Origin of the sequence: Clostridium sp. AF34-13, from assembly GCF_003477845.1 — a bacterium.
Lineage (GTDB): Bacteria > Bacillota > Clostridia > Lachnospirales > Lachnospiraceae > Butyribacter > Butyribacter intestini.
Window position 1 is genome coordinate 15,807 of sequence record NZ_QUEB01000014.1, and the last position, 14,801, is coordinate 30,607.

10 protein-coding genes are annotated in these 14,801 nt (G+C 34.5%); 9 read left to right on the forward strand and 1 reads right to left on the reverse strand.

The features are described 5' to 3' along the window. Nucleotides 1-134 precede the first annotated feature (134 nt). The 4 genes from thiD (at nt 135) to DWZ63_RS12035 (ending at nt 6,575) form a co-directional block, all read left to right on the forward strand. Nucleotides 135-932, forward strand: a complete 798-nt coding sequence (gene thiD, locus DWZ63_RS12020) for a bifunctional hydroxymethylpyrimidine kinase/phosphomethylpyrimidine kinase (protein ID WP_055945693.1) — start codon at nt 135-137, stop codon at nt 930-932. Between the two features lie 189 nt (nt 933-1,121). Then, nucleotides 1,122-2,294 (forward strand): putative hydroxymethylpyrimidine transporter CytX, encoded by a 1,173-nt coding sequence (gene cytX, locus DWZ63_RS12025; RefSeq protein WP_118500025.1) that lies wholly within the window; start codon nt 1,122-1,124, stop codon nt 2,292-2,294. 267 nt (nt 2,295-2,561) lie between these two features. Continuing rightward, nucleotides 2,562-5,882: an RHS repeat-associated core domain-containing protein gene (locus DWZ63_RS12030; RefSeq protein WP_055945697.1), complete on the forward strand. Its 3,321-nt coding sequence runs from the start codon at nt 2,562-2,564 to the stop codon at nt 5,880-5,882. A 12-nt stretch (nt 5,883-5,894) separates the two neighbouring features. Beyond that, nucleotides 5,895-6,575 (forward strand): hypothetical protein, encoded by a 681-nt coding sequence (locus DWZ63_RS12035; RefSeq protein WP_055945699.1) that lies wholly within the window; start codon nt 5,895-5,897, stop codon nt 6,573-6,575. 151 nt (nt 6,576-6,726) lie between these two features. Here the strand turns inward: DWZ63_RS12035 and DWZ63_RS12040 are convergent, their stop codons facing one another. Continuing rightward, complete coding sequence (locus DWZ63_RS12040; protein ID WP_055945701.1) at nt 6,727-8,715, reverse strand: fructose-bisphosphatase class III; 1,989 nt, start codon at nt 8,713-8,715, stop codon at nt 6,727-6,729. Between the two features lie 312 nt (nt 8,716-9,027). Between DWZ63_RS12040 and DWZ63_RS12045 the strand changes: the two genes are divergently transcribed. From DWZ63_RS12045 to DWZ63_RS12065, 5 genes are all read left to right on the forward strand, one after another. Then, nucleotides 9,028-10,530 (forward strand): CehA/McbA family metallohydrolase, encoded by a 1,503-nt coding sequence (locus tag DWZ63_RS12045; protein ID WP_055945703.1) that lies wholly within the window; start codon nt 9,028-9,030, stop codon nt 10,528-10,530. Between the two features lie 23 nt (nt 10,531-10,553). Beyond that, complete coding sequence (locus DWZ63_RS12050) at nt 10,554-11,435, forward strand: sugar ABC transporter permease (protein WP_022015373.1); 882 nt, start codon at nt 10,554-10,556, stop codon at nt 11,433-11,435. A gap of 130 nt (nt 11,436-11,565) precedes the next feature. After that, entirely contained in the window at nt 11,566-12,528 is a 963-nt protein-coding gene (locus tag DWZ63_RS12055) for a carbohydrate ABC transporter permease (RefSeq protein WP_207664392.1), read from the forward strand. Between the two features lie 122 nt (nt 12,529-12,650). Continuing rightward, a complete protein-coding gene (locus DWZ63_RS12060; RefSeq protein WP_118500026.1) occupies nt 12,651-13,967 on the forward strand; it encodes an ABC transporter substrate-binding protein in 1,317 nt (438 codons plus the stop codon). A gap of 108 nt (nt 13,968-14,075) precedes the next feature. After that, nucleotides 14,076-14,795: an HAD family hydrolase gene (locus tag DWZ63_RS12065; protein WP_118500027.1), complete on the forward strand. Its 720-nt coding sequence runs from the start codon at nt 14,076-14,078 to the stop codon at nt 14,793-14,795. Nucleotides 14,796-14,801: the final 6 nt, after the last annotated feature.

The window sequence follows — 14,801 nt, forward strand, 5'->3', positions numbered from 1 at the left end:
TATTCTGCGATAGCAGTTAATAGTGTTACGAGCAGGTAGTGGAACGGATTGTCAATATCCGTTTGACTCAGGCAGATTGGTGATAGTTTCGCAGATACCGAGAGTACATAAATAAAAAAAGGAGGACATAAATTTTGAAAACAGCATTAACAATAGCAGGAAGTGATTCAAGCGGTGGAGCAGGAATTCAGGCTGATATAAAAACAATGATAAGCAACGGAGTATATGCGATGAGTGCGATAACTGCACTTACGGCACAGAATACTACGGGTGTGACTGCTATCATGGATGTGACACCTGAATTTTTAGGAGAGCAGATTGACGAGATATTCACGGACATTTACCCTGATGCGGTAAAGATAGGAATGGTATCGGCAAGCGGACTTATAGAAAAAATCGCAGATAAACTCATAGAGTATAAGGCAAAAAATATAGTTGTTGACCCCGTTATGGTTGCGACAAGCGGTGCAAAACTCATAACTGATGATGCGATAAGTACATTAAAGAAAAAACTGCTTCCGATAGCAACAGTTCTCACACCAAACATACCTGAGGGTGAAGTTTTATCAGGAATGAAGATTGAGAATGAAAATGACATGGTAGAAGCGGCAAAGTTTATAAGTGAAAAATTTGACTGTGCAGTGCTTATGAAAGGCGGTCATCAGATAAATGATGCAAATGACCTATTATATAGAAATGGTGATTACAAGTGGTTTACGGGAAAGAGGATAGACAATCCTAATACTCATGGAACCGGATGTACTTTGTCAAGTGCCATAGCATCAAATCTTGCAAAAGGATATGACCTTGATAAGGCGGTACTCAGGGCAAAGGATTATATATCAGGAGCACTTGCGGCAATGCTTGATCTTGGAAAGGGAAGCGGACCTATGAACCACGCATTTGCGTGTGACAATGAATTTATGAAATAAGGGTCAAAATTGCGTAGCAATGGAGCAATCCGTTATATTTGAAAGACTTTATACTATATTAAATGTCATAAGCTCCTTGTTTATGATATGTAAAGTTGCAAAAACAAAATATAGTTTATTGGGAGTTTCACAAATATTTATATAAGATAACAAGAAAAGAAATAATAAGAAGTAAGAAAGAGGAATTAAATGGAAAACAAGGGAAGAACATCATTATTTGAAAACGGGCTTATATGGTTTGGAGCCGGACTTTCGATAGCCGAGATACTTACGGGAACATCGTTTGCATCGCTCGGTTTTGGTAAAGGAATACTTGCTATCATAATCGGTCATATTATAGGTTGCCTTATGCTTTTTTGTGCAGGAATCATAGGTGGAAAAGAAAGAAAAAGTGCAATGGATACTGTTACTATGAGTTTTGGTGCGGATGGAAGCAAATTTTTTGCATTTTTAAATGTGCTCCAGCTTGTGGGATGGACTTCTATTATGATCTATGATGGAGCACTTGCAGCAAATGGAATATTTAATACAGGAAACTGGGTGTGGTGTCTTGTAATCGGTGCTCTTATTATTCTCTGGGTTGTGATTGGAATAACAAATCTTGGAAAAATAAATACTGTTGCAATGGCTGCATTATTTATTCTTACTATAATAATGTGTAAGGTTATATTCTTTAGCGATACATCAGGAGTAAAAGTATCAGGCGACAGCATGAGCTTTGGAGCAGCAGTAGAGCTTGCGGTAGCTATGCCGTTGTCATGGCTTCCACTTATAAGTGATTATACAAGAGAAGCAAAAGAGCCTGTAAAGGCAACACTTGTAAGCACGATAGTTTATGGAATCGTAAGCTGCTGGATGTATATTATAGGAATGGGTGCAGCTATATTTACGGGAGAAAGTGATGTTGCACAGATAATGGTAAAAGCAGGACTTGGAATTGTTGGTCTTTTGATTGTTGTATTTTCAACAGTGACAACAACATTCCTTGATGCATATTCAGCCGGAATATCAAGTGAAACTATTTTATCAAAATTAAACGGAAAATATGTGACAATAGCAGTAACCGTAATCGGAACAGTTGCAGCAATATTATTCCCTATGGATGATATAACAGACTTCATGTACCTTATCGGTTCGGTGTTCGCACCAATGATAGCTATACAGATAGCAGATTACTTTATCTTAAAAGCAGATAAGAGCAGTAAGAAAGTTGATATGATAAATGCAATCATCTGGGTTATCGGATTTATACTCTACCGTTATCTTATGACTGTAGATATACCTGTCGGAAATACATTGCCTGATATGGCTGTTACTATTGTGATAGCAGTGGTTGCAGGAAAGATTTTCGGAGAAAAATAAATATAAAGATTTAGCAGACTAGTGTAATGTATCATTGATACATTGCACTAGTCTGTTTGACTTAGAAAACAGAAGAAAAGAATTGTATTGTCAGAAATGAATATAAATATTTGATGATAAAAATATTTGACAGGGCAAAACAATGATGATATTATGGAAAAGTAGTAAATATTTGTATAAAAGTAACAAAAGATAGGGGTGATAAAAAGCAATAATAAAAACAATATACAAATAGCAGACGATAGTAAAGTATAGTGGAGGGAAAATATGAAGAAATATGAAAAAATTTTAGCAAATATTTTAAGTTTAACAATTATAATTTGTGGAATAGTCGGTAATTATTCAGCTAGTAAGGTTAATGCAGAAATAAAAGATGAATATTATAAAGAAAGTATAATGACTGGAGATTTAAGTATAAATGGGAAGAAGATAAAGAATGAAAATCAAAATCAAAATATTTCTAAATTATCAGATGGTATAGTATATCAGTATGAAAATTCAGATGAAAGAGAATTGGAATTTTCTGAAAATAGTGAGGGTGAAAAATTTAAATTTACAGGAAATATTTATTCTAAAAATAATTATGACATGAGGGCGGCAGATACAAACTTTTCAGGGAATCTTATGACAGAAAAAGATATTAAGATAGATGGACAGAAGCTGATAATGGATAATGCCATATTATATTCAAAAAATGGAAATATAATTATAAATGGAAATTCTTATATTTCTAGTGGTATAATATATGCACCCAATGGAAATGTTGAAATTAATTGTCAGCAATTTACATGTCAGGGGGTGATTATTTCAAAAGCAGTTAAAATTAATGCATCTATATTGGAAATAGAGAAAGATAATACAGCTATAAATAAATTAAAAAATCTTGAGCAATACAAACTTCCAAAGTATAAGAATATTACTATGTTTTATGATAATAATACAGGAAAAATCGGAATAGAGGACATTGAATATCAGAAAATCAACTTATTTACAAGATTTGATGATGAAAGCTTTAAAAAGGTAAGTGGATACAAGAATGGTATGGAATTTAAATTTCGTGAAGGAAGTAAATATTTTGAGGCATATGCAGAATACACTGATAAATTTGGACAAAAATATTTAAGTCAGGTTGAAACATTTCAATCTGATAAAGAGGGAGGTTATAGTCCGGTACAAAGAGATGAGAATAAAGATGGTATTCAAGATGCATATGATGATATTGTAATGGATAGTGGGGATGTAAATGAAACGATTGAATTATCTTTAGATGAAAAAACATATAACAAAATAAATAAATACGATAGTATTATTCAAAAAAAAGTTGAAAACAATGTTGTAAAATATATTTATCACTTAAAAAGAGGTGATGATATAGAGAAATATTATGATTCAAATGGAAATAAGGTAATAAAGATAAATAACATATTATATCTAAGAAAAGTGGTAGAGATGTCTGGAAATACATATTCGTTATATATTTATAATAAAGATGGAGATTTATATGCAAAATGTGCCTATGATGGAAAAAATCAAATTTATAATGAATATAATTATGGAAAAAAAGGATTGAAGACAGTCAAACATAATGGTGTTGAATATAAATACGGATATACGGATGGTGAAGTGACAAAGCTGTCAATAAATGATAAAATGATATATGAACGAAAATCTGTATCAACAAATAATACAAGTATAACGATGGCAAACGGTTATGATTATAATTTAATAACAGATGAAATTGGAAATGTGACAGATTATGTAGAAAATGGAACAAAGAAATATAGCTGGAAATATGATGCAGATGATCATTATAAGTTGACAAGATGTTACGATAATGTCAATAATGTTATTTATAATTATAAGTATAATGATGAAGATGAGATTATAGCTGAGCAACTCAGTGACGGATTTAGCATACAAAAAGATATTAATGGATATGAATGGGATAAAAAAATAAAGTATAATGGAGAAATATTAGAGGAAAAATATAGGACAGATTTAGATACCTATATTTATAGTGTAGGAGATTTAGAATCTTATCAAAATAAAAGTGAAAAAAATATATCATTTAAAGGTAGTACAATTTTAAAAAAGCAATATTTTTCGCAAAATGATTCAGAAAAGATAATTAATGAATTTGGTAAAAAAATATGCTACAAATATAATGAATATGGTTTATTATATGAAATAACAGAAAATGGATCTGTTAAAGAAAATTATGAATATAATAATTTGATGGAGCTTGTAAGAGAAGATAATAAAGATGCAGGGAAAACATATATTTATGAATATGATGGTGGTGGAAATATTGTTGCTGTAAAGTCATTTAATTATAGTTATGGAATTCCTGCAAATGAATTAAACAAATATGAAAGTCAGGAAAACTATTTCTATAATGATAAATTTAAGGATCAATTAATTAGGGTTCGTGGGAAAGATATAACCTATGATGATGTTGGAAATCCTATAAGATATATGAATAAATATAGTATGAAATGGAGTTTTGGAAATAAATTATCTGAGATTGATAATGAATCAGGTAAAAAGATTGCAGAATATAAATATGACATGAATGGTCGTCGTGTTTGTAAAAATACAGGTGATAGTATTACAAAATACTATTATGATGAAGACAAGCTGATATTACAAAAAAATGATAAAGAGGCGATATGGTTTAATTATGATGTTTATGGAATACCGATAGGATTTAAATATAATGGTGTTCAGTATATTTATAATACAGATGAGCAGGGAAGTATAACAGGAATATATAATACCGCCGGGAAAAAAATAGTTGAATATATATATAATGGCTGGGGAGAGATAGTAAATCAGTCAGGTGATAAAGAGATTGCCCAAATTAATCCATTGAGATATAGAGGATATTATTATGATGAGGAAAGTGGTTTTTATTATTTGAATAACAGATATTATGCTTCATCAATAAAGCGTATGATAAATATGGATAGATATACAGACACAGGTTTTGGAATGTTTTCACATAATATGTATGCATATTGCGAAAATACACCGGTAAATGCAAGTAATTATAGTGGTAATGTACCGACATGGGTGACAAAACACTCTAAATCACCTAGTGGTAAGAATTATTACTGGAAGTATATTACAAACAATAGTGATATTAATTGTTATGCATATGCAGTTGATTTGAGTAAAAGGAAAGATCCAGGAGAAGCGTGTGGATATAAATTTAGTTATAATTTTACAGAGTCATATATTAGAGATTTAGTTATAAAAGATTTAAATAATAGAAAATATGAATGTAGAAAAATATCTCCATCAGATGTACGAACGGTTACAAGTGATTGGAAGTTGATTGCAATTAGAACTGGAAAAAGTAATAAGCAGGGAATCGGAAATAAATTATATCAAGATTATCATGTCATGAGAAGAAGGTATAAAGATGGAGCATTTTGGGGTCATAAACCAGGAACTGCTTCAGCAGTACTTATATACAATGGAGATCCTATTAAAGCAAAAACTTGGAATGGAGATGAATATGATGGTGGATGGGGAGATACTACTTATAGATATACAAGTTCAATATGTTTAGTTGCATACCGTTGATAGGGGGAGTATATGAAAAAGCGAAAAATAATAAATATTATTGGAATAATTTTAATAGTGGCAATATTTTATTTGGCAGGAATATTTTTCCCAAATAAAGCGAGGATTGGATATTATAAACATATTGATGATAAAGGGAAATTTTATAAGGATGCTGACAGGAATATTGAAAAAAGAGTTTATATATATGAAGATGATAAAAAAGAGCATATGCCATTTTTGAATATGTATTGTGATGATGTTTTGGTATATGACTGGTCGACAAGTGGCTTGACATTACCAGTGGATTATTTTAGACCAGCTGGAATGTATGATGAGAAAATAGTATATTATTCGCATAATAAATTTGCATTTAAAACATATTCACAGAATGGTAAAGTCAATACGATATATTGCAATTTCAATGACAAATATATAACGCTTACTGATCTGAAAGGACAGAAAATAACATACAAATGGATTGGTTTATTGTGTAATCCGGAAGAACATGAAAAGAAAGACTACACTAAGAAATATGGGGAGTACATTTTAAAGGACAGCGAAGAATTGTCATTGAAAGAAATAAAAGAAAATAGAAACAAGAGATACATTTTTTATGGAGCAGATATATTGTTCGTATTTGCTTTGGTATTTTATAATGTGCGTTGTCATAAGAAAAGCACGCAGAATATAGATTTTGGAGATGAAGGATAGTTTTTTACATTTGGTTGTTTTTTGAGCGAAGATAAATAGTTGATTTCACATGAAAGCGGAAAGCTTTCATGTGGGTGGCACGCACCTAAATAAACCAGTATTTTTACGAATGAATAAGGTCTTGTCATATGGCAAGACCTTTTAATATCTTTTAATTTACCACATCACTGCCAAGAAGCATCTTAAGGTCTGAAATTTCATCTCGTATCTGTTTACCGTTTTCGGTATCCTTGACAAGTATTCTTGGACTTGCCGTGTAAACTATCTCAGATTCTGAGTCTATATCTTTATTATCTCTAAGTGCTTTATACACACTTTCAAATGGGTGGTGTGCTTTGATCCTCATTCCATGTGAATTAAATATAAGCGTGTATCCGGCGATACCGGTTGTTTCGTGGTAGGCTTTGCTGAAACCGCCGTCTATCACAAGAAGTTTTCCGTTTGCCCTTATGGGTGATTCTCCCTCAATAGTTTTTACAGGGGTGTGACCGTTTATGATATGTGATTCAGGTGAGAAAAGACCAAATTCGTGAAGTATCATATTGCAGGTCTTTTCAGTATGATAAAATCTGTAGTAAGGGTTTGTCGGTTCATGCCATGTATTCTCATCGTTTATCATACTTCTCTCAAAGGTCTTTATGACACGGCCGCAGAGTGGTGACTTGTGACCTGCCCATAAAAACCACATAAAATCGAGTGCATTTTCGTTGTCATTGTCAAGATAAGCAAGTCTTGCCATTTTGTCTGCATAATCAAGGTATTTTTTGCCCTGATAGACAACTCCATCAAGTGTGATTCCGTCGAAGTTTCCGTATTCATCAAGAGGAACACAGCCGTGGTACAACAGATTGTTGTTAAATATCTTATACATACTGCCCTTTTCGTATAAAAATTTTATATGCTTCTGCAGACGGTTACTTCCGATAAAGGCAGCTTGTAATTCGTCCATAATGGCATTTTCCTGTTCAGTAAGTGCCAGGGGATTATCAGGATTTATTGTAGGCAGGTCTGTATCTGATAATTTATAAAGTAATTCCGTCGGATTGCAATCGGAGTTACAGTTGCTGTCTGAAACGGTATCAGTGTCATTTTTATTGTAGTTATTTTTTATATCAGTATTAGCAGTTATAGTATTTTTATTGTTTAAATCAGAGTTAGCAGTTTTTATGGTAAAATCATTAAGATTTATTTTTGAAAGAAGCAGTCTTTCGTTCATCTCATATTCAGGATGGCGGCAAATTATCTGTTCTTCAAGTTTAAATAAAATAACAGATATTGCTTTGAGTGCAGCATCCATCGGTTCTTTATCCTTATATGTTTTTTCTCCGAAAAGAGCAAGGTTTCTAAGACTTATACCATAACCGTTTTCAAGGATTCTTGTATTATCATATTTCAGATTGTTTCGTATGACATTTGCTATAGATGCCTTGTTTCCGCAAGCCGCACCCATCCAGAGAATATCGTGGTTACCCCATTCAATATCAAGTGAATGATGCTCCATGAGCAGGTCAAGTATCATATCGGCACATGGCCCACGGTCAAATATATCACCGACGATATGAAGATGGTCAACGGCAAGTCTTTTTATAAGATTTGCGAGTGCAATGATAAATTCATCACCATTATGAATGTTTAATATTGTATCAAGAATGACTTTGTGGTAGCGGACCTGGTTGTCATCCTCGTCTTTCTGTACATGTAAAAGCTCATCAATAATATAGGCAAATTCCTTTGGCATTGCTTTTCTAACTTTTGAGCGTGTGTATTTTGAGGAGAGGAGTTTTGCGACCTCAATGAGATTTCCAAGCATCATGCGGTACCATTCTTCAGGGAGTTCACATTCCTTGTGGAGCATTTCAAGTTTTTCTTTGGGATAATATATCAGCGTGCAGATTTCCTGTCTTTCCACATTGCTGAGTGTATCACGGAATAAAAGGTCAACCTTTTCATGAATGACACCTGAGCAGTTATTTAGAATATGGCAGAATGCTTCATATTCGCCATGAATATCGCTCATAAAATGTTCTGTTCCTTTTGGCAGGTTGCAAATAGCACTTAAATTTATTATTTCGCTGCTCACAGCTTGTTTCGTCGGATATTTTTGGGCGAGCAGTTTAAGATATTTCTTATTATTTTCCATAGTAGTCCTCCTATTTTAGTGCGGATTTTGGAATAATTATATCACAAATTTGCAATTTTTTGTAACACACTACAGTGTTACAAGAATTTTACATTATTTTACAAAAATTTGTCTATTGCATGGTTATGGATTTTACATAAGGTTGCTATTATTAACCTTGTCAGAGAAAAGAAATTGGTTTTAATTTTCACAGTATATATAAACAGTAATGAAAATGCTGAAATAAGCTGATAAATGGCTTGTTAGACAATATGTCTTGCAAGTGTGTGATACAGCAACGAAATTAAGACCAATAAAAAGTGAGGATTACACATGGAAACTTTAATATATCATATTGAAAATGGCGGGAGTACATGGCAGGAAAGAACAGTGGATGTCAGTTCTCCAATAAAGATTATGAATATAAAAATAAATATACCAAAAGAGTATGCGTTGCTTTGCTATATAATTGTAAAGGATAGTAATGGAAAGTTTAGAATGTTCAGGGAAATTGGGTATGGTCCCAGAACACTCATAATAGGAAATGATGGGATGCATACGACAGCAGGTGGGACGGCAGGAGATATTCCTATAGGCAGATGGAAGTTTATAATATGTGCATTTAGGGAATATGTTATGCAGCGTCTTGGGAAAAACAGTTTCAATGTTAAAGTTACTATTTCTGATGACATTTCTTCAGTGAAAGAGCCAGTGGGAGAACAGGACTGGGTTGGGAATAAAGAATTTGATATTGATAAGAATTATTCGGACGAGAGCAGATGGTATAAAGGTGATTTTCATACACACACGAGATTGTCTGATGGAAAGGAGACAACGAGAAGTGCGATGAAAAAGGCAGAACAAATGGGAATGGATTTTTATATCCCGACCGAACACAATGTTTTGCACACCGGATGGCCAGAAGCAAAAGTGATGGTCGTACCGGGGGTTGAGATTACGACAAGTCTGGGGCATTTTAATATATTTGGTTGTCTTGGGATGCCGGGCAGACTTACACACATTTTAAAACATGATGGTGAGGACAGGATAAGTCAGGAAGTAGAGTACACCATCAGGGAAGCAGATGAAAAGGAATGGCTTTGGAGTATAAACCATCCATTCCTGCATATATGGAAATGGACATATTTTGACCTTAAATTGAAAAATCTAAGATTGATGGAGATAATAAATGACCCGACATATGAATATGCAAAAAAAGCAAATGAAGATGCTATATCATTTATAGATTTTTTGTGGCAGCAGGGATTTAGGGTTTTCGGACTTGGGGGAAGTGATTCGCACAACCTTATAGACGAAAGGTACGAGGGGGCAGATGAGCCGAGTGTGCCGGGAGACCCTGCAACATTGGTATATATGGATGGAATGACGCCTTCTAAACTGTTGAAAGCGGTTTCAAAAGGTCATGTCATAGTTGCCAGATATATTACAATGGAAGTTTATTTTCTTTTTGAAAATAAAAAATATCTTCCCGGTGACAGGATAGAGATAACAGGCGATTCTGAATTTGAAAATGACATTGTTGCGAGTGTGACAATAAAAATAAATGAAGAAACATACGGAAAAAATATTATTCCTGAATTATATCTGATTGAAAACGGAGTAAAAAGAGAGGTCGTGCTTGAAAAGAGGGATGAACGGACATATATGGCAGATGTTGTGACAAACTGGCACACCATTGACTGGGAATGGAAAAGATTTGAGGTATTGTCTAAAGATTACGGTTTCTTAGGCTATGTAAATCCGATATTTCATGGAAGAAAAAAATCAAAACTAAAGACATTCGGTGAAGCAGTGCAGCTATGGCGAGGTCAATAAAATAAAGAAATGGGGAATTAAAAATGTTTGGTAACAGTAAATTAAAGAAAATAGGAAGTGTGTGGCTTTTTGTACTTCCGGCATTTATACCTTTGATGGTGTTTTGGATTTATCCGATATTAAAATCATTATACATAAGCTTTACTGATTGGGACTATATGTCGCCTACATATAACTTCGTATTTTTAGATAACTTTATAAAGCTGTTTAAGGACAGCAGATTTTATGAAGCATTAGGCACAACTGTTTGGTTTAGTATCGGAACATTATTTCCAACGATAGCCGGCGGACTTTTACTTGCACTTCTTCTTAGAAAAACATTCAGGGGAAGCGGATTTTTCAAATTCATTCTTTTTTCGCCGTGGATAACTCCGACTGTTGCGGTATCTATCGTGTGGACATGGATATTCAATCCCGACAGCGGACTTGCAAATGCGGTGTTAAAATTTTTTCATCTTCCTGCATTGCAATGGATAAATAGTTCAGATACGGCTCTTTTATCGGTAATAGTAGTAACGGTGTGGAAAAGTCTCGGTTATGCAATGATATTTTATCTCTCGGCACTTGAAAAAGTACCGACTGAGCTTTACGAAGCAAACGGACTTGATGGTGCTAACGCATGGCAGCGTTTCAAAGATGTGACACTTCCCTGTATATCACCGACAACATTCTTTTTGCTGATAGTGACAATGGTAAATTCATTGCAGGCTTATGACCAGATTCAGATACTTACGCAGGGAGGTCCGTCAGGTTCGACAAGAACACTTCTTTATATGTATTATCAGCTCGGTTTTGAAGAATATGACATGGGACAGGCGACAGCCGTAGCAATAGTTCTTATAGCAATAACGGTATTGCTGTCGGTAGTTCAGTTTATTATTTCTAAAAAATGGGTTCATTATTGATATAGATTGTGAATTATGAAGAAGAAATGAGCCGGCAGCAGAGCGGATTGTTAATATTCGCTTGACTGCAAGGTATTTAAGGGATATTTGATTTGAAATCATAAATGAAACTTTAGAAAGCGAGAGAAAAATGCAGCAGAATATAGTAAATGAAAATAAATATACAGGATTTGGAACAAAAAAGACATTTTCATCAATTACAAAGATAAACAAAGACAGTGTATCAGAGAGAAATCCGGCATTAGAAAAAAGCATTGAAGTCTTTGGGAATATCGGAAAGACATTCGGAAAAATGTTTATTCTTGTCATAGCAGGTATATTTACGGTATTCCCTTTTATATGGATGATAATCAGTGCATTAAAGACAAAGGCGGAGGTTATGGATGTGTCAAAATTATTTCCTGCAAAGGCACAGTGGGGAAATTTTGTGAGCATATTTACGGCATCGCCGATGCTTAAATACATAGGAAATAGTTTGTTCGTAAGTGTTGTGGTCGTTGCGATACAGATAATAACAGGTGCAATGCTTGCTTATGCAATGGTATTTATGAGATTTAGGGGAAGAAAAATATTATTTGCGATAGTTATGGGAACTTATATGCTGCCGGCAGCGGCAACATATATACCAAGTTACATAATACTTGCAAAACTGGGACTTTTAAACAGCTACACGGGTCTGATAATCTCAGACACGATAAATATATTTGGAATATTTTTGTTAAGACAGGCATTTATGCAGGTGCCGACACCGCTTATAGAGGCGGCAAAGATGGATGGTGCGGGGAATATGAAGGTTTTGTGGAAAGTCGTAATGCCCATGACTAAATCATCATTTATAACATTTGGTCTTATGAGTTTTATAACAATGTATAACAGTTATATGTGGCCGTCACTTATAACTAACGATAAAAATATAAGTCTTGTATCGCAGGGGCTTCGCAGCTTTTTTATAGAAGGTGGAGCTTACGGTACGGAATGGCCTAAGGTTATGGCTGCAAGTGCTGTTATAGTTGTGCCGCTTTTAGTGATGTTCGCATTTACCCAGAAATGGTTTATCAATGGTATTGGTGGAGATACGGGCGTTAAAGGTTAGAAAGACACCTGCAGAACTGCTTATAGACTATGTTATATCTATGCAATTCAATTCAGTGTAATGATAGTTTTGCAGATGTCTGGAAAATAGATTATATATAAAGTAAAAAATGGAGGATTATCATGAGAAAGAAATTATTATGTATGGCGTTGATGATGAGCATGACAGTGGGGCTTCTTACCGGTTGCGGAACAAGTTCTAAGTCTGCCGTAAAGAGTGGGTCTGATTCTAAAAAGAATGGTCCGGTTGAGGTTGAGTTCTGGTATTCCGGCGGTAAGACTGCCGTGAATGTTGTTGCGGACATTGTTGATGAATTTAATAAGTCCCAGTCGGATTATAAGGTTAAGTGTGTTACTCAGGCAGATTATGATGAAACTTATCAGAAAGTTCAGGCTGGTATTGCAGGTGGTACTGCACCTGATATTGCACTTCTGGATGTAAATAGTTCAAGGACCCTTAATCAGAAGAAAGTTCTTGAAGATATAAGTACATATACAAAAGATGATTCTGATTTTAATAAGGATGATTATCTTGATGTGTTTTTAAATCAGGGTGTAGATGATGAGAATAAGACATTTGCAATCCCTGCTTATGGAACTACACAGGTACTTTATTACAATAAAAAAGCATTTAAAAATGCAGGAATTAAGCCTGAAAGCATTAAGACATGGCAGGATTTAGCAGATGCTTCTAAGAAGATTACTGAAAAAAATAAGGGCATGACAGGTTGGGAACCTATGTGGGGCAAGGACAATCTTGTTGATGCAGTGCTCAGTAACGGCGGAAGTCTTTTTAGTGATGATGGAAAGACAGTGTGTGTAAACAGTAATGCGTGGGTTGAAGTGTGGGACAGCTTTAAAAAATGGATTCACGATGATAAGATAATGAAAATTCATTCCGGCGGACAGGGATGGGAATACTGGTACACAACTATTGATGATGTTTTGCAGAATAAGGCAGGCGGTTATACCGGTTCGTCAGGAGATCAGGCAGACCTTGACTTTAGTATCGTAGGTGCAATGCAGCAGCCGGGATTTGGAAATAATGCATCAGCTCCGGCAGCAGAAGCTAAGAATCTCGTTATCCTCAAAAATTCTTCAGATGAAGAAAAGAAAGGTGCTTATGAATTTATAAAGTACTTCACTACACCTGAAAATCAGGCTAAATGGTCTATGGAAACAGGTTATGTTGCAGTTAGAAAATCAACACAGGATGTAAAAGAATTTAAGGATTATACAGAAAAAAATCCACAGGCACTCGTACCATTACAGCAGGCTTCACATGGTTCTGTACTTCCGACAGACCCTACAGGCGGAAAGATTTATGACGCACTCAAGGTAGCAGCAGATAAAGTTGAGATTGAGGGAGTTTCTGCAAAAGATGCACTTGACGAGGCTCAGAAAACAGCAGAGGAAGCTATGAGTTCAGTTTCAAAGTAGTTTTTAGTGATTGTGAAACTAATTATTTGTTATATTTCACAATTTAATTTCAGATTATGATAGTTTCACAAATATTTTAAGTAAGTATATGGAAAGAGGGGACGAGCGGTGATTAAGGGGATTTTGTTTGATAAGGATGGTACGCTTCTTAAGTTTGATGAGTTGTGGAATGAGGCTACTAAAATGGTGATGCCAAAGTTTCTCCATAAGATAGGGATTGATGCTGATGAGGAAAATGTTTCAATGGCGGTGAAATCCGTTGGAAACAGCATTGCAGCAATGACCTACAGGGATATGACGAAAGCAGTCATTGAGTTTTTTGAGATAGAAGCAGATGATAAAATGTTAAGTCTTTATTCTAAACAGCTTGAAGAACTTTATTTTGAAGAAGTTACTAAAAGCACGGCAAATATCCTACCTACCGCTGACCTTGATAAATTATTTAAGTGGCTGTCGGACAGAAAGCTAATAGTGGGGCTTGCTACTGCTGATACAAAGCAGACAGCTCTTAAATGTCTTGACAGACTTGGCATCAGACATTTCTTTTCATATGTTGGCTCTGATGACGGGGTTTTAAAACCAAAACCGTCATCAGATATAATAGAAGATTTTAAAAGAAGATTTGAAATAAATTCAGATGAGATAATGGTAGTAGGAGATACAAATACGGATATGCAGTTTGCGAAGAACGGTGGAGCATTGGCAGTTGGAGTGTTGAGTGGTGTCGGTGAAAAAGAAGAATTGAAAGAAAGTGCAGACTTTATAATTGCTGATGTGGGACAACTTATGTACAACTGGAAGAATATAGAAATACAGGAAAGCAGGTAGTTACAG